Source organism: Pseudomonas sp. MIACH, assembly GCF_001269925.1.
Lineage (GTDB): Bacteria > Pseudomonadota > Gammaproteobacteria > Pseudomonadales > Pseudomonadaceae > Aquipseudomonas.
In genome coordinates, this window is sequence record NZ_LHVO01000033.1 from 136,256 (window position 1) to 155,229 (window position 18,974).

The 18,974-nt window shown below is 59.5% G+C and carries 19 protein-coding genes; 6 read left to right on the forward strand and 13 right to left on the reverse strand.

The window, feature by feature from the left end; translation table 11 throughout:
- Positions 1 to 89: 89 nt before the first annotated feature.
- Positions 90 to 1,433, reverse strand: a complete 1,344-nt coding sequence (locus tag AD670_RS13750; protein WP_053132983.1) for a putative porin — start codon at positions 1,431 to 1,433, stop codon at positions 90 to 92.
- Between the two features lie 283 nt (positions 1,434 to 1,716).
- Between AD670_RS13750 and AD670_RS13755 the strand changes: the two genes are divergently transcribed.
- Positions 1,717 to 2,841 carry a GNAT family N-acetyltransferase gene (locus AD670_RS13755; RefSeq protein ID WP_053132986.1) on the forward strand — a complete coding sequence of 375 codons (1,125 nt, stop codon included), beginning with the start codon at positions 1,717 to 1,719 and terminating at the stop codon, positions 2,839 to 2,841.
- Positions 2,842 to 2,850: 9 nt separating this feature from the next.
- Here the strand turns inward: AD670_RS13755 and aqpZ are convergent, their stop codons facing one another.
- The 5 genes from aqpZ to AD670_RS13780 all read right to left on the reverse strand — a co-directional run bounded on the left by aqpZ (position 2,851) and on the right by AD670_RS13780 (position 7,923).
- Entirely contained in the window at positions 2,851 to 3,552 is a 702-nt protein-coding gene (gene aqpZ / locus AD670_RS13760; RefSeq protein ID WP_053132989.1) for an aquaporin Z, read from the reverse strand.
- 147 nt (positions 3,553 to 3,699) lie between these two features.
- Positions 3,700 to 5,532, reverse strand: coding sequence for an ABC transporter ATP-binding protein (locus AD670_RS13765; RefSeq protein ID WP_053132992.1), 1,833 nt, complete (start codon positions 5,530 to 5,532; stop codon positions 3,700 to 3,702).
- A gap of 82 nt (positions 5,533 to 5,614) precedes the next feature.
- Positions 5,615 to 6,178, reverse strand: coding sequence for a peptidylprolyl isomerase (locus AD670_RS13770; RefSeq protein WP_053132994.1), 564 nt, complete (start codon positions 6,176 to 6,178; stop codon positions 5,615 to 5,617).
- A gap of 3 nt (positions 6,179 to 6,181) precedes the next feature.
- Complete coding sequence (locus tag AD670_RS13775) at positions 6,182 to 6,985, reverse strand: alpha/beta fold hydrolase (RefSeq protein WP_053132996.1); 804 nt, start codon at positions 6,983 to 6,985, stop codon at positions 6,182 to 6,184.
- Positions 6,986 to 6,999: 14 nt separating this feature from the next.
- Positions 7,000 to 7,923: a LysR family transcriptional regulator gene (locus AD670_RS13780; RefSeq protein ID WP_053132998.1), complete on the reverse strand. Its 924-nt coding sequence runs from the start codon at positions 7,921 to 7,923 to the stop codon at positions 7,000 to 7,002.
- Between the two features lie 49 nt (positions 7,924 to 7,972).
- On the opposite strand from AD670_RS13780, the gene AD670_RS13785 reads away from it, so the two are divergent.
- The 4 genes from AD670_RS13785 to AD670_RS13800 all read left to right on the forward strand — a co-directional run bounded on the left by AD670_RS13785 (position 7,973) and on the right by AD670_RS13800 (position 10,602).
- The gene (locus tag AD670_RS13785) at positions 7,973 to 8,287 is read left to right on the forward strand and encodes a hypothetical protein (RefSeq protein WP_053133001.1); all 315 of its coding nucleotides are present in this window, start codon (positions 7,973 to 7,975) and stop codon (positions 8,285 to 8,287) included.
- Between the two features lie 151 nt (positions 8,288 to 8,438).
- Complete coding sequence (locus AD670_RS13790; protein ID WP_053133003.1) at positions 8,439 to 9,038, forward strand: FMN-dependent NADH-azoreductase; 600 nt, start codon at positions 8,439 to 8,441, stop codon at positions 9,036 to 9,038.
- A gap of 203 nt (positions 9,039 to 9,241) precedes the next feature.
- Positions 9,242 to 10,117 (forward strand): carboxylate/amino acid/amine transporter, encoded by an 876-nt coding sequence (locus AD670_RS13795; RefSeq protein ID WP_053133006.1) that lies wholly within the window; start codon positions 9,242 to 9,244, stop codon positions 10,115 to 10,117.
- A 68-nt stretch (positions 10,118 to 10,185) separates the two neighbouring features.
- Complete coding sequence (locus tag AD670_RS13800) at positions 10,186 to 10,602, forward strand: Lrp/AsnC family transcriptional regulator (RefSeq protein WP_053133009.1); 417 nt, start codon at positions 10,186 to 10,188, stop codon at positions 10,600 to 10,602.
- A gap of 28 nt (positions 10,603 to 10,630) precedes the next feature.
- On the opposite strand, the gene AD670_RS13805 is transcribed toward AD670_RS13800, so the two are convergent.
- The 6 genes from AD670_RS13805 to AD670_RS13830 all read right to left on the reverse strand — a co-directional run bounded on the left by AD670_RS13805 (position 10,631) and on the right by AD670_RS13830 (position 17,046).
- Positions 10,631 to 11,308 carry a phenylalanine--tRNA ligase beta subunit-related protein gene (locus AD670_RS13805; RefSeq protein WP_053133012.1) on the reverse strand — a complete coding sequence of 226 codons (678 nt, stop codon included), beginning with the start codon at positions 11,306 to 11,308 and terminating at the stop codon, positions 10,631 to 10,633.
- A 4-nt stretch (positions 11,309 to 11,312) separates the two neighbouring features.
- Positions 11,313 to 12,530 carry an ATP-grasp domain-containing protein gene (locus AD670_RS13810; RefSeq protein WP_053133016.1) on the reverse strand — a complete coding sequence of 406 codons (1,218 nt, stop codon included), beginning with the start codon at positions 12,528 to 12,530 and terminating at the stop codon, positions 11,313 to 11,315.
- Between the two features lie 12 nt (positions 12,531 to 12,542).
- Positions 12,543 to 13,724, reverse strand: coding sequence for an MFS transporter (locus tag AD670_RS13815; RefSeq protein WP_053133019.1), 1,182 nt, complete (start codon positions 13,722 to 13,724; stop codon positions 12,543 to 12,545).
- An 8-nt stretch (positions 13,725 to 13,732) separates the two neighbouring features.
- Positions 13,733 to 14,047 (reverse strand): Rieske 2Fe-2S domain-containing protein, encoded by a 315-nt coding sequence (locus AD670_RS13820; protein WP_053133022.1) that lies wholly within the window; start codon positions 14,045 to 14,047, stop codon positions 13,733 to 13,735.
- A 12-nt stretch (positions 14,048 to 14,059) separates the two neighbouring features.
- Positions 14,060 to 15,283, reverse strand: a complete 1,224-nt coding sequence (locus AD670_RS13825; protein ID WP_256243905.1) for an iron-containing redox enzyme family protein — start codon at positions 15,281 to 15,283, stop codon at positions 14,060 to 14,062.
- Between the two features lie 473 nt (positions 15,284 to 15,756).
- Complete coding sequence (locus AD670_RS13830) at positions 15,757 to 17,046, reverse strand: mechanosensitive ion channel family protein (RefSeq protein WP_053133025.1); 1,290 nt, start codon at positions 17,044 to 17,046, stop codon at positions 15,757 to 15,759.
- Positions 17,047 to 17,239: 193 nt separating this feature from the next.
- Between AD670_RS13830 and AD670_RS13835 the strand changes: the two genes are divergently transcribed.
- Positions 17,240 to 18,586, forward strand: a complete 1,347-nt coding sequence (locus AD670_RS13835) for a DEAD/DEAH box helicase (RefSeq protein WP_053133028.1) — start codon at positions 17,240 to 17,242, stop codon at positions 18,584 to 18,586.
- A gap of 51 nt (positions 18,587 to 18,637) precedes the next feature.
- On the opposite strand, the gene AD670_RS13840 is transcribed toward AD670_RS13835, so the two are convergent.
- The gene (locus AD670_RS13840) at positions 18,638 to 18,913 is read right to left on the reverse strand and encodes a hypothetical protein (protein WP_053133031.1); all 276 of its coding nucleotides are present in this window, start codon (positions 18,911 to 18,913) and stop codon (positions 18,638 to 18,640) included.
- Between the last annotated feature and the right edge of the window lie 61 nt (positions 18,914 to 18,974).

Sequence of the window (18,974 nt, forward strand, 5' to 3'; positions counted from 1 at the left end):
GATCGGACGGATGATGGGGATCGATCCACCCAGGCGAGACTGTTGCAGCCACCTCGGGCGTCCTTGCCCGAGGTTTTGAACACGTCTCTTTAGAACTTGGCTTCTGCATCCAGCTGGAAGGTGTTGGCTTTGGCGCTACCGTCCACGAGCGTGCGGCTGTAGGTGTCGGTCTTGGTCAGGAAGTAGGTGGCGCCGACGGCGAAGTTCTTGTCGATGTCATAGCCAACCTTGAACTTGTGACCACGGGAACCGGTGAAGCCGCCACCGAAGTCCGAATCCGTGAAGGCACCCACCACGGCGTTTTTCTGCACGTCGCGATAGTTGTAGTCCAGGTTGAAACCGAACACCTTGGATTTGGCACCCAACAACCAGGCCGTGTCCGCATCGTCGACAGCGTCGTTGTTTTTCACGTACTGGCCGTAGAACGACAGGGGAACCGCCAGGCCGCCGATATCGACTTGACCGAAGCCTTCATACAGGCGGAACTCGCCGTTAGGGGTGTTGCCGTTGGTGGCCAGCACGTTCGGGGTGCTGGTACCGGAGGCACGGCTGTCTTCATCGTTCTGGTAGGCGTAGACGCTGCCGCCCAGGGTCATTTTCAGGTTGTCGGTCAGCGAGAAACGGGTCCCCAACTGGCCGGTGGTCAGGCGCAGGTCGTGGCGGTACTGCACGCCGTCACCGTCCACGTTGTCCTTGAGGTTGTAGTTACCCAGGCTGCCGAACAGCTCGGCGCTGCCGCCCAGTGGGTACTTGTAGGTGACTGCCAGGCCTTCCGGGTTGATGTCGCTATCCCAGATCACATCGCCCATGTTGACCCATGGCTGCAGCATTTTACCGCCAATGATGTGCAGGTTTTTGATCTGGTCGGGGTGGTAGTCGATGTAGCCGAGGTCCAGCCAGATCGATTTTTTATCGAAGTAGCCGTCCAGGTCCTGGTTGGTGGAGCGCGCGTCGCTGCCGCCGCCGGTGGCGATACGAATACCGGTGTCCACCTGTGGGTTGATTTCGGTGTAGGCGCCGAGGCGCGCACGGATGCGTTCGCGATCCTTGTCACGACCGGTGACGCCGGCGCGGGTAACGCCATTTTCGCCTTCGACCTTGATGGTCTCGTGGCGCATGCGCACATCACCCTTGAACTGAGTCTTGGCCGCCCAGGCCAGCTTCTGGTCGAAGCTGCTCAGTTCATTGGTTTTCTTCGCGGTGGCCGCGATCTGTTCGTTGGTCTCTTGTTGAGCTTGCCGTGCGATCTGCTGTTCTTTCTGGTCTTTGGCCAACTCGTTTTGCAGTTCGGTGTACTGCGAAGCGGTGATCTGGCCGTTGGCCTTGAGCATGTCGAGCAATTTAGCGTCGACTGCAGCGCTGGCCGGAACGCTCAGGGCCAGTAACAGGCCGCCGCAAAGGGCCGCCGCAGTTTTAGTGGAAGCAAGACGCATATCAATCTCCGAAAGTGAGGAGGGATGGCAAACCATCCAGGACACAACCGACCGATGACGGACGGAAAAATAACCACCTGCTAGAACCAGGCGCTCTAAAAACAGGCGTCAGTATCACGATCGTTTATGACGCCGCAGTGGCTAAGTGATGTCATCTACATGACAAATTATTTAAGAATGGAACTATTGATTTAGAGCCTTGTCGGGCGATTTGGGGGTGTGCCCGGACCGGCGATAAGCGATACTCGCGAGGCTTTCAAGCCCTGAAGTAGTGAGGATGCCGATGCCGCTGCAACGCCTGCTGAGCCTGTCCGAAATAGCCCCGCAGACCTGGGATGCCCTGGTGCCGCAGGCCCAACCGTTCGTGCGGCATGCCTTCCTGAGCGCGTTGGAAGACAGCGCGAGCGTCGGACCGCATTCGGGCTGGCAAGCGGAGCATTTATTGCACTGGGAGGGCGAGCGACTGGTGGCAGCACTGCCCAGTTATCGCAAGTGGCATTCCTACGGCGAGTACGTGTTCGATCATGGTTGGGCCGATGCCTGTGAGCGCGCAGGTATCGACTACTACCCCAAGCTGCTGACAGCGGTGCCATTCAGCCCGGTCAGCGGTCCGCGCCTGTTGGCGGCCAGCGCCGCCGATGGTTTCGAACTGCTGAAGAGCCTGCCGGGCTACCTGGAAATCGAAGGGCTCTCCAGCGCCCATGTCAACTTCACCGACGGCTTGGCCGATGAGGCGTTAGCCCAACAACCGGGTTGGTTGCAGCGCCTGGGTTGTCAGTTTCACTGGCAGAATCGCGGCTACCGTGACTTCCAGGATTTCCTCGACGCCCTCAGTTCCCGCAAGCGCAAACAGATGCGTAAGGAGCGCGAACAGGTGGCGGGGCAGGGCATCGACTTCCAGTGGTTGCAAGGCCACGAGTTGAGCGAGGCGCAGTGGGATTTTGTCTACGCCTGCTACGCCAATACCTACGCGGTCCGCCGCCAGACACCCTACCTGACCCGCGAATTTTTCAGCCTGCTCGCCGAACGCATGCCCGAGGCAATCCGTGTGGTGCTGGCCAAGCAAGGCACACGCCCGGTGGCCATGGCTTTCAGCCTGATCGGGGGCGACAGCTTCTACGGCCGTTACTGGGGTTGCCTGGCGGAGTTTGACCGGCTGCATTTCGAAACCTGCTTCTACCAGGGCATGGATTACGCCATCGCCCACGGCCTGCAACGCTTCGACGCCGGCGCCCAGGGTGAGCACAAATTGATTCGCGGGTTTGAACCGGTGATCACCCGGTCGTGGCACTACCTGCGCCATCCCGGGTTGAAGAATGCCGTGGAGGATTTCCTCGAGCGCGAGCGGGTGGGGATTGTGGCGTATGCCGAAGAGGCGAGGGCAGCCCTGCCTTACCGGCAGGGCTGACCCTTTGCCTCAGGCCGGCTCCTCCTTGCCCAGCCATCGATAGACAACACCGCCCGCCACCGCACCGAGGATCGGCGCGAGCCAGAACATCCACAATTGCTGGATCGCCCACCCGCCCACGATCAGTGCCGGGCCGGTACTGCGGGCCGGGTTGACCGAGGTGTTGGTCACGGGGATGGAGATCAGGTGGATCAATGTGAGGGCCAGGCCAATGGCGATGGGCGCGAGGCCCTTCGGGGCACGGTGGTCGGTGGCGCCGAGGATGATCAGCACGAACATGGCTGTCATCACCAGTTCACAGACAAACCCCGCTGCCATTGAATAGCCGCCCGGCGAATGCTCGCCATAGCCGTTGGAGGCCAGCCCGCCGGCCAGTTCAAAGCCCGGCTTGCCGCTGGCGATGAAGTACAACAATGCGGCGGCGACTACCCCGCCGATGACTTGGGCCACGATGTACGCCGGTAACTCCCTGGCCGGAAACCTTCCGCCCACTACCAGCCCCACCGATACCGCCGGGTTGAGGTGACAACCGCTGATATGTCCGATAGCCACCGCCATGGTCAGCACGGTGAGCCCGAACGCCAGGGCCACGCCCAACAATCCGATCCCGACAGCGGGAAACGCGGCGGCCAACACCGCACTCCCGCAACCGCCCAACACCAGCCAAAACGTACCTAACCCCTCTGTGACTGAACGCTTGAACAAAGACATGCAACACGTCCTTGATAGATCGCTCTACCCATCAGTAAATCAGTAATGCTCCCTGCAGATTTACTTCAACGCCCGTCTGGGCACTGCACTGAGTACAGCACGGTTTTTACACAAATCCAGGCCACCAAATGTGGGAGGGGGCTTGCTTCAGTCGATGCCCACAAACCCTCCGGTCTGGTGTTGCCACAACCGTGCATACAACCCGCCATGGGCCAGCAGTTCGGCATGGCTGCCCGTCTCGGCAATCTGGCCTTTCTCCAGCACCACCAGGCGATCCATCCGCGCAATGGTCGACAACCGGTGCGCAATCGCAATCACCGTCTTGCCACGCATCAGGGTTTCCAGGCTTTCCTGGATCGCAGCTTCCACTTCCGAGTCCAGCGCCGAAGTGGCTTCGTCCATGATCAGGATCGGCGCGTCCTTGAGCAGTACGCGCGCGATGGCGATACGTTGGCGTTGCCCACCCGAGAGTTTCACCCCGCGCTCACCCACATGTGCATCCAGCCCGGTGCGGCCTTCGGCGTCCGACAGCAGCGGGATGAACTCATCGGCGCGCGCCTTGTGGATGGCGGCCCAAAGTTCTTCGTCGCTGGCGTCCGGCTTGCCGTACAGCAGGTTGTCGCGGATCGAACGGTGCAGCAGCGAGGTGTCCTGGGTGATCATGCCGATCTGTTCGCGCAGGGTTTCCTGGGCCACCTCGGCGATGTTCTGGCCGTCGATCAGGATGCGCCCGCCTTGCAGGTCGTACAGGCGCAGCAGCAGGTTGACCAGGGTCGACTTGCCCGCGCCGGATGGGCCGATCAGGCCGATTTTTTCCCCGGCCTTGATGTTCAGGTTCAGGCCGCCAATGATCCCGCTCTTCTTGCCGTAGTGGAAATCCACCTGCTCGAAGCGCACTTCCCCGTGGGGCACGCTCAAGCGCGGGGCGTTGTCGCGGTCGATCACTGCCAGCGGCTGGGCGATGGTTTTCAGGCCGTCCTGCACCATGCCGATGTTTTCGAAGATGCCGTTGACCACCCACATGATCCAGCCGGACATGTTAACGATGCGGATTACCAGGCCGGTGGCCAGGGCGATGGCGCCCACGGAAATCAGCGACTGCGTCCACAGCCAGAGCGCCAGGCCGGTGGTGGTCACGATCAACAGGCCGTTCATGGTGGTGATCACCACGTCCATGCTGGTCACCACGCGGCTGGCCAGTTGGGTCTTTTCGGTCTGCTCGATGATCGCTTCCCTGGCGTACTCCTGCTCGGACTGGGTATGGGCAAACAGCTTCAACGTGGTGATGTTGGTGTAGCCGTCGACGATCCGGCCCATCAGTTTGGAACGCGCCTCGGAGGAGATCACCGAGCGTTCCTTGACCCGTGGCACGAAGTAGCGCAGCGCCAGGCTGTAGCAGATGATCCAGGTGACCAGTGGGATCATCAGCCGCCAGTCTGCCTCGGCAAACAGCACCAGGGAGCTGATGGCGTAGATCGCCACGTGCCAGATTGCATCCACCGCAGCCACTGCCGAGTCGCGCAGGGAGTTGCCGGTTTGCATGATGCGCTGGGCGATACGTCCGGCGAAGTCATTCTGGAAGAAGTTGAGGCTCTGTTTGAGCACGTAGCTATGGTTTTGCCAGCGGATCAGGCTGGTCATGCCGGGGCTGATGGTCTGGTGCACCAGCAGGTCATGCAGTGCGCCAAAGATCGGGCGCAGCAGCAGGGCGACCACCGCCATCCAGATCAGCTCGGTGCTGTGGACCTGGAAGAAGTCAGCGGGCGGCGTGCCTTGGGCGAGGTCGATGATACGGCTCAGGTAGCTGAACAACGCGACTTCGATCAGCGCACCGATCAGTCCCACGACCAGCAGGGCGGCGAAGTGCGGCCACACCTGGCGCAGGTAGTAAAGGTAGAAGGGCAGGACTTTGTCGGGAGGGGCGGCGCTCGGGGCGTCGCGGAAAATATCGATCAGTTGTTCAAAACGACGATAGAGCATTAGGGTTGACGCCCGCCTGGCGGGCTCTCCTTTCAAATGCGCGCGCAGCCTTGTGGGCCGCGCGCGGAACTACCTGCAGACCTCAGTCGATGCGCTTGGCCGACTTGATCAGGACAGGATCGATTGGCACGTTCTGCATGCCTTGTTTGGTGGTGGTCTGGGAGTTGACGATGATGTCGACCACATCCATGCCTTTGACCACTTTGGCGAACACGGCATAGCCACGGTCACGGCCCGGATCGAGGAAGGCGTTGTCAGCGACGTTGATGAAGAACTGGCTGGTGGCCGAATCCGGGTCATTGGTACGCGCCATGGACAAGGTGCCACGCACGTTATGCAGGCCGTTCTTGGCCTCGTTCTTGATCGGCGCTTCGGTCGGCTTTTGCGACATCGACTGGGTAAAACCGCCACCCTGGACCATGAAGCCAGGGATCACACGGTGGAAAATCGTGTTGGTGTAGAAACCCTTGTCGACATAGGCCAGGAAGTTCTTGGTACTGATCGGCGCCTTGACCGGGTCCAGTTCGATTTCAATGTCGCCGTTGGTGGTGGAGATCAATACGTGTGGCGCCTTGGCGGGTTCGGCCGCCATCAGGTTGGCAGCGAACAGAACGGAACCGGCAAAGAAGGCGATTTTTTTCAGCATGGGTCAGTGATCCTGGGGAGTGGTGTCGACTGTCTCTAGAAAATCGAGCAGGGTGGTATTAAAGACTTCGGGTTGGTCCAAGGGCGTGGCATGGCGGGAATCCTTGATCACCACCAGCCGCGCATCGGGCAGCAGTTTTACATAGTTTTCTTTCTGGGCCACGGGGGTGTAGTCGTGGTCGGCGCTGATGACCAGGGTTGGACAGGTAATTCTCGAAAGTCGTTCCTGTACGCCCCAGCCCACAATCGCATCGAAGCTGGCGAGATAAGCACGTTTGTCGTTTTTTGCCCAGCGTTCGGCCATCTTGCGGCGCAGGTCGGCCTGCTCAGGTTTGGGGAACAGCCGGTCACCGAGGGCCTTGCCGATGGTGGCCAGGCTGAGGGTGCGGGCCAGGGTCCAACGCTTGGCCCACTGCCAGTAATCATCGGCACTGCGCACCTTCACCTGCGGCGCGCTGTTGACGATGCACAGGCTCTTGACCCGGTCGGGTTCGTCCACCGCCAGTTGGAAGGCGATCATGCCGCCCATGGACAAGCCCACCACGTGGGCGGCCGGCAGGTCCAAGTGGTCGATCAGCGCAATCAGGTCGTAGGTGAACCCTTCGATGCTGTAGCGCTCCCGAGGTTTGTCGGAGCGTCCATGGCCGCGCACATCCACCACGATCAGGCGGTAGTGGCGAGCCAGCACCGGCACCTGCAGTTCCCAGTCCTGGCTGCTGGAGCCCAGGCCGTGGATCAGGATCAGCGGCGTGCCGTGGCCGTATTCCTCATAGTGCAGGCTGCAGCCTTCGTGGTCGAACCAGGCCATGCATGAACTCCGTTTCAGGCTTGCTGGGGGGCCGCGAACGGCGCGTCCAGCGGGGCTGTGTCAAAGGTGCGCAGCAGCTCCACCAGGATCTGCGTTGCTGGTCCCAAGGGTTTGTCTTTGTTTGAATACAGATAGAACGTGGGGCGGCGGCTGCCACCCTGTTCCAAGGGTAGTTGCTTGAGCACACCCTCGGCGAGTTCGCGCTCGATCATGTGCCGTGGCAGCCAGGCAAAGCCCAGGCCGCTGCCGACAAACGCGGCGGCGGTGGCCAGGCTGCCGACGGTCCAGCGTTGTTCGGCGCCGAGCCAGCCTACATCCCGGGGTTGCTGGCGGCCGGAGTCGCGGATCACCACCTGCATCTGGCTTTCCAGGTCCTGGAAGCTCAACTCGCGGTTCATGCGGTGCAAGGCGTGCTCGGGGTGGGCCACGGCGATGAACTCCACGTCGCTCATTTCGGTGCCCAGGTAGCCGGGGATGCTGAAGCCGCAGATCGCCAGGTCGGCCACGCCTTCCATCAACAGTTCTTCGACGCCGGACAGCACCTCTTCACGCAGGCGCACGCGGCAACCACGGCTTTGCGGCATAAACGCGGTGAGCGCGCGGACCAGGCGCGCGTTGGGGTAGGCGGCGTCCACCACCAGGCGTACTTCGGCTTCCCAGCCCTGTTCCATATGGTGGGCGAGGTCTTCCAGTTGACTGGCGTTTTTCACCAGTTGCCGGGAGCGGCGCAACAGCACTTCACCGGCATCGGTGAGCACTGCTTTGCGCCCATCGATGCGCAGCAGCGGAACGCCAAGCTGGTCCTGCATACGGGCCACGGTGTAGCTCACCGAAGACTGTGAACGGTGCAGCGCTTCGGCCGCCTGGGCGAAGCCGCCATGGTCGACCACGGCTTGCAGCGTGCGCCATTGATCGAGGGTAACGCGGGGCGCTTTCAAGATGTGTTCCTCTTGTCCTAAGCTGGCGGTCCCTATTGGAGACTGCCGAATGAGAAAATTCTGTTGTGTGTGGCTGGCGCTGCTGCCGATGAGCGCGTTTGCCTACCCCATCGACGTGACTAAAAAGATCGATGGCGTGAGCATCGATTACACCGCCTCTGACGTGGACGGCGATATCAGTTCGATTCAGCTGAATAACTACGGCACCCAAGACGCTGTGTGTTCGGTAACCTTCACCAACGGCCCGGAATCGCCACGTCGCCGCACGGTTACGGTGCCAGCAGGCAAAAGCACCAACACCACGGTCAAGTTCAACCGCGCCATTATCAAGATGCGTATCGCGTTGGCCTGCGCGCCAAAATAACGCGGCAGCGGAGCATGCCCACAGGAATACTCCGCTTATCAACAAATTTCTAGATGGGTTGTAGCAGTTTTTTGCGCTTTTTTATCGAATGAGCCCTGGTTAATCTTTTCTCCATCGCCTTACAGCATTTACAGATGGAGCCTACGAAGCCATGTCCAATGTTCTGATCATCGAAAGCAGCGCTCGCCAGCAGGGCTCGATCTCCCGCCAACTGACCCAGCAGTTCATCAGCCAATGGCAGGGCGCTCACCCGGCAGACCGGATCACCGTGCGTGACGTGGCCCTCAACCCGGTCCCCCATCTCGACGCCAACCTGCTCGGTGGCTGGATGAAGCCTGCGCAGCAACGTAATGACGATGAACAGGTTTCGCTCGACCGCTCCAATGAATTGACCGACGAATTGCTGGCTGCCGACGTGCTGGTAATGGCGGCGCCGATGTACAACTTTGCTATCCCCAGCACCCTCAAAGCCTGGCTGGATCACGTGCTGCGGGCCGGCGTCACCTTCAAGTACACCGCCACCGGGCCGCAAGGTTTGCTCACCGGCAAGCGCGCCATCGTGCTGACTGCTCGGGGAGGTATTCACACCGGCGCCACTTCGGATCACCAGGAACCCTACCTGCGTCAGGTCATGGCCTTTATCGGCATCCACGACGTCACGTTCATTCATGCCGAAGGGGTGAACCTGAGTGGCGACTTCCAGGAAAAGGGCATCAACCACGCCAAAGCGCTGTTGGCCCAGGTCGCTTGATCCTTTAATCGTCAGGTAATCGCGCGGTGTTTATCTAGCGCCACGCAAACCCTTCAAGTACGCGTAACGAACCTCCCTTTGCACTTGTTGCTCCTGAGTGCTCCTGCCCGACTGCCGCTTTAGCGAGGTCGGGTTTTTTTTGCCCCGAGTTTCTTCAAACAGCGAAAAGCTTTAATGTCCCGCCCATTCGATGCGAGGCGCACATGGGCTATTTACTGGTTGTCACCCTGATTCAGGCATTTTCCTTCAGTTTGATCGGCGAATACCTCGCCGGTCACGTCGACAGTTACTTCGCGGTGCTGGTACGCGTCGTGCTGGCCGGGCTGGTATTTATCCCGCTGACCCGCTGGCGTTCGGTAGAACCGGCCTTTATGCGCGGCCTGTTGGTGATCGGCGCGCTGCAGTTTGGCGTGACCTACGTGTGCCTGTACCTGAGCTTTCGTGTGCTCACGGTGCCGGAAGTGTTGCTGTTCACCGTCCTCACGCCGTTGCACGTGACCTTGATCGAAGACGCCCTGAACCGGCGCTTCAACCCCTGGGCACTGGTTGCTGCGCTGGTGGCAGTCGCCGGTGCAGCGGTGATTCGCTTCGATCAGATCACCCCGCACTTCCTGATGGGCTTCCTGCTGCTGCAGCTGGCTAACTTCACCTACGCCGCCGGGCAAGTGATGTACAAGCACTTGGTGGCACGCTACCCGAGCAACCAGCCGCACTACCGACGCTTCGGTTATTTCTACCTCGGCGCGTTGCTGGTGGTGCTGCCGGCGTTCCTGTTGTTCGGCAAGGCCGACTTCTTGCCGCAAGCGCCACTGCAGTGGGGCGTGCTGGTGTTCCTCGGGCTGGTCAGCACCGCGCTGGGGATGTACTGGTGGAACAAGGGCGCCTGCCTGGTGCGTGGCGGCACGCTGGCGGTGATGAACAACCTGCATGTGCCGGTGGGGTTGTTGCTGAACCTGCTGATCTGGAACCAGCACGAACCGCTGGGCCGCCTGGCCTTGGGTGGGTTGGTGATCCTGGGGGCGGTGTGGATCAGTCGGTTGGGCGTAAAGCCCGTGCCTGGCGTACAGTCTGCGACATGATGGGCCGAGGGCATGCGTGAGCGGCAATGAAAGTCTGCTATCGAAAAGAACGGTGTGGGGGCGGCAGAGTGGACAAGATTGATGAACTGATCATTGCAGCCTTGAAGGATGACTCCCGGGTCAGCCTGGCGCAATTGGCGCGGCAAGTTCACAAGTCTCGAACCGCAGTGGAGTCGCGCGTTCAAAAGCTGATTGAAAAAGGCATCATTCTGGGCTTCACCATCAACGTCGCCGAGGGCGATGAGACCCTGCAAGCGGCGTTCCTGATGCTGACGCTCAATGGCAGCAATTGCCATCTGGTGTTTCCGAAGGTCCAGCAGTTCAGCCAGGTGGTGCATGCCTACTCACTGTTTGGTGACGTGGACATGATGCTCGACGTTCGGTACAGGAGCTTTGAAGAACTGATGGTCTTCAAGGAAACCCTGCTGAAGATCGAGCATGTGAAGGAAGTCGTGGTCAACCCCGTGCTGAAGGCCTGGCGCTAGGCGCCGGCCACCGCTTTATGCCTTGGCTTCAGGCTTGATCGCGCACGGTTTCAAGAAAATGATGACTCAGGTTCGGCATTTTCTGACGCAGCGTATCCACGAGTTCCTCGATGACCCCCTGGTTGAATTGGAGTGATGTGTCGTCATGCCCCAGGATCACCACCAGCAGCCTTGACGAGTCCTTCGTCAGCCGGAAGTCATGGGCATCGGCGTCAACCTTGCCGATACTCGCCAACGGCACATCACCGCAGGTATAGACGATATCGCCAACGGGAATCGTGATGGCCTTCTTGGCGAACAGTGGGCGTAGCACCCTCGGCTTATCCGAGCGCATCACGTAGATGTCGTCCTTCTGATGATAGGTGTGCACGCCGATGCTGACCCCATGCCGGATCGCGACGGCGTTATAGGCGTCGACGATGTTGTTGATGGGATAGACGCCTTTGGCGATGAAACGTCGCAGCAGCTTTTCGTTGGCACTGACGGTGTTTTCATAGCCAAGCTTTTTGAGCTGCCTGGCAAACCCCTCATACACGATATTCGAATCCAGCTCGTTAAGGCGCGAGGCCACGTGGTTCAGGTTACTTTGCAGCACCCCGACAAAGCTCTGGTCATTCGAGACGGTGATGTCTTCGATAACGGCGGCGCACGCATTATTGATGCCCAGCTCACAGGCTGACTTTCTGATGATCAAGCGACTTTTCATAACCTTAACCCCACAGTTTTTTTCGCAGGTTGGCGGTACTGACGTCCAGTTGCTGCGCCGAAGGATGCTGCAGCCAGAACAGTCCCGGACAGGTAGCGAAGTCGACGGTGATTGGTGTGGTATCGCCTTCGCTGATGAAGTAACGATGGCCGCAATAGGCCTCGTCCTCTTGCGCGCTTTGGATGACCTGAGGCAAGGGTGGGGCGAACGTGCGGCGTTCGTCGGAGCAAAAGAACCCGATGCGGCCATGGCTGATCTGGCTGACAGCATCGGCCTGGGGTTTTGGTTGGTCCAGGTAGCTATCAATCGACAGTGACAGCAGGTCGGGGTGATACACCTGTTGAAACAGCAGGGGAGCAATCCCCCCGTGCAGTCGGCCGCCGGCCTCGATCATTACGGGGCCAGCGTCAGACCAAATGATTTCCATATGAATCGGTCCGACCTGCACGCCCAGGGCCGCTGCTGCCTGGCGGGCGTAGTCGATCAGCGGGCGCAGATCCGCCGACTGGGGGTCAAGGGTATCCAGGCTTTCATAGACAAACTTGCTGCCGTTTTTATCGATCTTGGTGTATTTGCACACCGTAGCAATGATGTATTCGCCGCCAAAAGCGACCATATCCACCACATACTCCGGGCCAGAAATGAATGGCTGCACGATAAACCCGAGGTTGATTTCCCCCAGGTCGTTTTTCTGCTTCCAGGCCGCATTGTTCAAGGCGGTCTCAACTTCGCCTCTACCCCGGGCAAACACCACGCCTTCGGTGGCGGCTGAGTTCAGCGGTTTGACGACATAGGTGGCTGTTTCCTCCAGCGAATCGACCACCTTTCGAATATGACTCTGTGAACTCAGCAGTTGTGACTCAATGTTCGCCAGCCCATGGTGCTTGAGCGCTTGTTGCATGGAGAACTTGTTACGGCGCAAATCACTGGTGATGTGGCTATTGCCCTTGATGCGCAGCACTTTCGTGAGGTAATCGGTCAGGTAGATCGCGGTTTCGCAGCCTGCGATCACGGCGTGCAACGACAGGCTTTCCAGGTCGACCAGCAGGCTCTCTTCCCAGTGGTAGACGTCTTCGAAGTCTTCTCTGATCAGGTCATCGGTGAAGTGTTTGGGCAAGGCGTCTGTCGAGATCACGGCATAGCACTTCACACCCTGGGCTTTGAACAGGCGGGCATAGAGTTTGCCCGTCGAGAACGGGTCAACGATCAGTACGGTTTTCAAGTCGTGTATTCCTTATTCCGTGGTGGCGGCGGGGGCGGCGGCCGGGGTCAGGTTCCACGCCAGGACGGCAGTGGCCAACAGGCCGGCGGAAACGATCATCAGCAGGCGTGCGCCTTCGAGCCCGAGAAACCCTGAGGTGGTGAAGAACGTCAGGATCATGGGGGCCGAGCCACTGACCAGCAGGTAGTAGAGCGAACTTTTGGCCGCGATCACGTCGGCGACCCGGGCGTTGGGCGCTGACTCGATCAGGGTTTTACGCAACTGAATCCGCAGGCTGTTGATGCAAAAACCCAGCAGGAACGCCGCAGCCATCATCACGTAGAGGTTCTGGAAGTAGACGATTGCCACGTCCGCCAGTATCACCAGGGAGATCGCCCCGTAGCTGTTGAGCTTGATGCGCGGCAGCACGGCGGCGCTGAAGGCTCCCAGGCCTGCCAGGCCACTGGCGACGCCAAACAGGGTGGCATTCCACTCATTGAGCTTTTGAAAAACGATCGGCACCAGGCTGTTGAACGCACCGATATGGAAACCGATCATGCTCAACACGATGATCAGGATGTAGAGGTTTCGCGGCAGGTCCAGCGGCCGCGCAGTGGAGGCGCCGGTGGCCTGTTCAGCGGCGTGTTCGTTGGGGCTATCGGCCACCAGGAGGATGGCCGCCAACGAGAGAATCGCCGCCAGGCTGATGATCTGCAGGGTCTGGTTGACCGAAAACACATCCACGATCAACCCGCCCAGGAGCGCACCGCCGAAGGCACCGATCTGGATGGAGGTCTGCATCAACCGCGCGCAGGTGTCGCTGTCGGTGAGGCCGGCCAGCACCAGCTTGGTATTTTTCGATTCCAGGGTGCTGATGGTGAAGTAGTCGGTGACGCCCACCACAAAGGCGATCGCCAGGAAGCCGATCGGTAGCAAAGCGGCCTGTGTGAACGACAGCCCCAGTACTGCGGCGAAGGCCGCCAGGCGAATGTACAGCAGCCGTTTCAGGCTGAGTTCAATCGTAAAGAACTTGCCGATGTACTGCTCGCACAAATAGGGCACCACGGTCGCCACACACAAGGTGGCGCCGACCAGGAATGTCGAGCCGGTCGTCTCCAGGCCGAACCAGACCATCGCGATGACAATCGCCATGTCGAGGCCGGTGAAGAGGGTCACGATTGAGTAGAACGCGGTCAGGGTCGATTTAGTATTCATGGGCTTCATCAGTCGTAACGGGAGATTTTAAGCAGCGGCACACAGCGCTCGGTGTCGCCGACGACGGTGCTGATCTGGTTTCTGACGCGCACGGTGGGCAGTGCTTTCTTTTCCAGGTTGCAGACCTTGTAGGCGTTGTCGTGCCAGGGGCAGATCACGCTTTGGCCGTCGCCTGTCACTTCGCCCATGTGCAGCGGGCCGCCACGATGGGGGCACGCGGTGGGCAGCAATTGCGTCGAATACGCGTGGCGCTTGAGAAAGTAGGTTCTTTCCTCTACGGCCACATAGTTGGCGTGGGTGAGATTCAGGCTGATCGCTTTCATTGGGTTGCCCACTCAGATGGCGGTGACGGTGTACGTGCAGGACGGGCTGGCGATGCGGGTGCCATGCAGCATTCCCTTGGGAATCACCACGCCTTCGCCGGCCTTGAGGCGCAGGGTCAGCTCGGGGCTGGCGACAAAATCCAGCTCGCCTGATTCGACCCAGAACAGTTCGTCATTCGGGTGGGTGTGCAGCACCGAAAGTTCGTGTTCGGGCTCGGTAATCGTCAGGTCCACCGGCTTGCTGCCTTGGAGCGCTGCAGCCTGTGCGCGATGCTCATCGATCTCGTCATGCCATTTGATATGGGCATACAGTTCTTCGTCGGCGATGTCCTGAAGGAGCTTGAACTCTTCAAAACCGCGAATAAGGTCGGGGATGATCTTGTTGCCGAACTGCTTGATCATCGGAATGATCAGGCGCTGGAGGGCCATCCTGCCGTGGTGCACATCGATGTGCGCATGCTCATCGAAGTACTCGGTGGAGACGGTGCCGTTGAAGATCGTCTTGATCGCGCGTGACTGGTGCTTGGTCGTCAGCGCCAATGTGGCTTCGGTGTAGTACATGGCGCCGATATAGCGGAACAGCTCGCCATGGTTGGCCGATACGTAGTGGAAGTAGTTGGTCAGCGACAGCGACGCCGGCGTATAGAACTGCCAGTAATGGTGCACGTGATGTGACATGTCCATGCCCTTGAGCATGTCTTCAAAAATGGTGCTGTGCTTCTTTTTGTCGACGCCGTAGCCGTACTCGTCGATCAGGATCTTGAACAATTCGCTGGTGTACACACCACAGTTGCCCAGGACATTACGCGCCATGGCCGAGGCTTCACTGAGGAAGTCCCCCGCGCATTGGGTCATGAAAAACCGCGCGGCACGTTCGGGGTGGCGGCTGGTGGTCAGCACTTCGTGAAGTTTGGACTCGGCCTGGGCAACGTCCTCCAATACTTTGTCGGTGTGGGCGATAAAGGAGTCCAGGCACCAAGGGCCGTTGATATGCACTTCTTCCTTGAGCCAGTTGTACAAGTAGTGTTCCAGTAACGGGCGGATCTTTTTGCCACTGGCGGCATGTTGCGGATCATAGAAAAGTTTGAATGCCTTGAGATCCAGTTCCAATGGCGGCTTGGGCAAGAACACCAGGTCCTGCTCGTAGATATTCAATAACAAGCGTTGCGCCAGCAGATGCTGACTGTTTGAAAGTTGATCGCTGGTCAGGCAGGTGCTGATAATTGAATCGGTCACATCCTGCGGCCGGGAAGGCCGCTGATAGGGGCCTTGGCTATAAAAATCAGTGGGTTGAGCAAAGGCAGCAGCACCACAGTAGTGGGTCAGTGCTTCGGCATTCGAACTTAATACGAAGTCTGCTGCATTATCGGAAAGCTGGGTTGTCCATAACATGAGGGATAGCCTTTTGCTGGCGTTGTTCGATGGCCAGATGCTAAGGCGTTGGTTTTTTTTAAAACAGATTAGAAATAGTGCGCGCAAGTAGTGAAATTCACTAAAGGCGTAGGAAGAATTTTCCTTATGGGGCGAGCCGTTTGATTACTCGCCAGCAACGGCTACACATAGTTGCTGGCTTTTATCGGGACGTGCGCCAGCGCCGGCTCAAGTTGCAGGTGAACTTGCCGTTTTATCGGGGTGTTTGGATGACTGCTGTTCCAGTGCTTGTCACGCGTTGCGGCGAGGCGCTTGGCAGCCCCTCGCCGGTATCGTTATCAGCTCGGCAGCGTCTGTGAGGCTTGGGTGTTTTGGCTCAGTGCCAGTATCCCGGTGCGCAAATCGGTGCCACTGGGTTGCTGGTACAGGTTCAGTCCAAACTCCGGCAACACGGCGAGCAGGTAGTCGAAAATGTCGCCCTGGATCCGCTCGTAATCGGCCCACACGGTGGTGCGGGTGAAGCAGTAGATCTCCAGCGGCACGCCCTCGGCGGTGGTTTGCATCTGGCGCACCATGCAGGTCATGTTCGGCTGGATATCCGGATGGCTTTTGAGGTAGGCCAGGGCATACGCACGGAAGGTGCCGAGGTTGGTCATGCGGCGGCGGTTGGCCGACAGTTGTGCGCTGTGGCCCTGGGCTTCGTTCCAGGCCTTGAGTTCGGCCTGCTTGCGCCCGATGTAGTCGGTGAGCAGGTGCACCTGGGTCATGCGCACTTCCTCATCGTCGCGCAAAAAGCGTACGCCACTGGCGTCGATGTACAGGCTGCGCTTGATGCGTCGTCCACCGGAGGCCTGCATGCCGCGCCAGTTCTTGAACGACTCGGACATCAGGCGCCAGGTGGGGATGGAGACGATGGTCTTGTCGAAGTTCTGCACCTTGACCGTGTGCAGGGTGATATCCACCACGTCGCCGTCCGCGCCGACCTGGGGCATTTCGATCCAGTCGCCGACGCGCAGCATGTCGTTGCTGGTGAGCTGCACACTGGCGACGAACGACAGCAGGGTGTCCTTGTAGACCAACAGGATCACCGCCGACATCGCACCCAGGCCTGACAGCAGCAACAGTGGCGAACGGTCGATCAACGTGGCGACGATGATGATCGCGCCAAACACGAACAGCACCATCTTTGCCAACTGCACATAACCCTTGATCGAGCGGGTACGCGCGTGTTCGGTGCGGGCGTAGATGTCCAGCAGGGCGCTGAGCAGCGCGCTCATGGCCAGCACCAGGAACAGGATGGTCAGTGCCAGGGCCACGTTGCCGATAAACAGGATGGCGGTCTTGCTCAGCGCGGGCACCAGGTACAGGCCGAACTGGATCACCAGCGAGGGCGTCATCTGCGCCAGGCGGTGAAAGACTTTGTTGTGCCGCAGGTCATTGAGCCAGTGCAGGGCCGGTTGCCGGCCGAGCAGTTTGACGGCGTGGAGGATGAGGTAACGTGCTACCCGTCCGAGCAGCAGGGCCACCACCAGCAACACCAGGAAACCAAGGCTGGCGTGCAGCAGCGGGTGTTCGTCGAGGGCGCCCCAGAGGTCTTGGACGTTGAGCCAGAGCTGTTTGATATCCATGGATGAAACCGATTCTTCTGTAAGACAAGACGGCGCGATTAGAGCATTTAAGTGCAACAAAGTTGATGCCGTGGACAAATACCCTGACAAAAAAGCAACTGATTAGCGCCGTTCGCGTAAAGACACTCGGTTTGGACGCCCGAAACCGGTACCCTATGCAGCTGATTTTTTGTATTTCTTCGAGGTAGCACCCGTGTTTTCCCAATTCGCCCTGCACGAACGCCTGCTCAAAGCCGTGGCCGAGCTAAAATTTGTCGAGCCTACGCCTGTGCAAGCAGCGGCCATCCCGCTCGCGCTCGAAGGGCGTGACCTGCGGGTGACGGCTCAAACCGGGAGTGGCAAGACCGCCGCTTTCGTCCTGCCGATTCTTAACCGCCTGATCGGCCCGGCCAAGGTCCGTGTCAGCATCAAGACCCTGATCCTGCTGCCAACCCGCGAGCTGGCCCAGCAGACCTTGAAGGAAGTCGAGCGCTTCTCGCAGTTCACCTTCATCAAGTCCGGCCTGATCACCGGTGGCGAAGACTTCAAGGTCCAGGCCGCCATGCTGCGCAAGGTGCCGGACATCCTGATCGGTACTCCTGGCCGCATGATCGAGCAACTCAACGCCGGTAACCTTGACCTCAAGGAAGTCGAAGTACTGGTGCTCGACGAAGCCGACCGCATGCTCGACATGGGTTTCGCCGACGACGTGCAGCGCCTGGTGGCTGAATGCGTGAATCGCCAGCAGACCATGCTGTTCTCCGCCACCACCGGTGGCTCGACCCTGCGCGACATGGTCGCCAAGGTCCTGAACAACCCTGAGCACCTGCAGGTCAACAACGTCAGCGACCTGAACGCCACCACGCGCCAGCAGATCGTCACCGCTGACCACAACGTGCATAAAGAACAGATCCTTAACTGGTTGCTGGCCAACGAGACCTATCAGAAGGCCATCGTGTTCACCAACACCCGTGCTGCGGCCGACCGCATCTACGGTCGCCTGGTGGCCCAGGACTACAAGGCGTTCGTGCTGCACGGCGAGAAAGACCAGAAGGACCGCAAACTGGCCATCGACCGCCTCAAGGCCGGCGGCGTGAAGATCCTGGTCGCCACCGACGTCGCCGCGCGCGGCCTGGACGTGGATGGCCTGGACATGGTCATCAACTTCGACATGCCCCGCAGCGGCGACGAATACGTGCACCGTATCGGCCGTACCGGGCGTGCGGGCAACGATGGCCTGGCGATCTCGCTGATCTGCCACGGCGATTGGAACCTGATGTCGAGCATCGAGCGCTACCTCAAGCAGTCGTTCGAGCGCCGCACCATCAAGGAAGTCAAAGGCACCTACACCGGGCCGAAGAAGGTCAAGGCGTCGGGCAAGGCCGTTGGCGTGAAGAAGAAAAAGACCGACGTCAAGGGCGAGAAGAAAAAGGCCGGTGCCAAGTCGCCGACCAAGCGCAAGATCGCCAACCGGCCGAAGACCGACAACCTGTCGCTCGTCAGCAAGGACGGCATGGCACCGCTCAAGCGTCGCAAGCCAGAAGCACCCGCTGCCGAGTAAGGCTTCAGGGATGTGAAAAAACCGGACGACGTTGTCCGGTTTTTTATGTCCTCAATTTTTAGCCTTGGCGGCAGCTTCTTTCAATTCCTTGAGTCGCGCGTCGATCAACTGGCACTTGTCAGGGAACTCTGCGCTTTCAGTATCCAGGTCCATCTTCTGCAGCTCGTCGTTCATCTCCTTGGCCTTGTTCGGATTCTGCTCGGTGAGTTTGGCCACTTCCTGGGCCAGTTGCTCGCGCTTGGCGGTGGCCTCTTCCGGAGTGCAGGCCCAGACGGGCAGGGCGGTGAGCAGCGTGGCGGCGATGGCCAGGTTCATCAGGGTTTTCATGGTCGGACCTCCTTGGCGGTGATGCTCAGTTGAGGTAGCGAACGTCTGGAAAGTTCAGAGA

Excerpts from the sequence above, each read along its gene's own strand:
- AD670_RS13750 (WP_053132983.1), bottom strand. The coding sequence starts at position 1,433 with ATGCGTCTTGCTTCCACTAAAACTGCGGCGGCCCTTTGCGGCGGCCTG.
- AD670_RS13755 (WP_053132986.1), top strand. The coding sequence starts at position 1,717 with ATGCCGCTGCAACGCCTGCTGAGCCTGTCCGAAATAGCCCCGCAGACC.
- aqpZ (WP_053132989.1), bottom strand. The coding sequence starts at position 3,552 with ATGTCTTTGTTCAAGCGTTCAGTCACAGAGGGGTTAGGTACGTTTTGG.
- AD670_RS13765 (WP_053132992.1), bottom strand. The coding sequence starts at position 5,532 with ATGCTCTATCGTCGTTTTGAACAACTGATCGATATTTTCCGCGACGCC.
- AD670_RS13770 (WP_053132994.1), bottom strand. The coding sequence starts at position 6,178 with ATGCTGAAAAAAATCGCCTTCTTTGCCGGTTCCGTTCTGTTCGCTGCC.
- AD670_RS13775 (WP_053132996.1), bottom strand. The coding sequence starts at position 6,985 with ATGGCCTGGTTCGACCACGAAGGCTGCAGCCTGCACTATGAGGAATAC.
- AD670_RS13785 (WP_053133001.1), top strand. The coding sequence starts at position 7,973 with ATGAGAAAATTCTGTTGTGTGTGGCTGGCGCTGCTGCCGATGAGCGCG.
- AD670_RS13790 (WP_053133003.1), top strand. The coding sequence starts at position 8,439 with ATGTCCAATGTTCTGATCATCGAAAGCAGCGCTCGCCAGCAGGGCTCG.
- AD670_RS13795 (WP_053133006.1), top strand. The coding sequence starts at position 9,242 with ATGGGCTATTTACTGGTTGTCACCCTGATTCAGGCATTTTCCTTCAGT.
- AD670_RS13805 (WP_053133012.1), bottom strand. The coding sequence starts at position 11,308 with ATGAAAAGTCGCTTGATCATCAGAAAGTCAGCCTGTGAGCTGGGCATC.
- AD670_RS13815 (WP_053133019.1), bottom strand. The coding sequence starts at position 13,724 with ATGAATACTAAATCGACCCTGACCGCGTTCTACTCAATCGTGACCCTC.
- AD670_RS13820 (WP_053133022.1), bottom strand. The coding sequence starts at position 14,047 with ATGAAAGCGATCAGCCTGAATCTCACCCACGCCAACTATGTGGCCGTA.
- AD670_RS13830 (WP_053133025.1), bottom strand. The coding sequence starts at position 17,046 with ATGGATATCAAACAGCTCTGGCTCAACGTCCAAGACCTCTGGGGCGCC.
- AD670_RS13840 (WP_053133031.1), bottom strand. The coding sequence starts at position 18,913 with ATGAAAACCCTGATGAACCTGGCCATCGCCGCCACGCTGCTCACCGCC.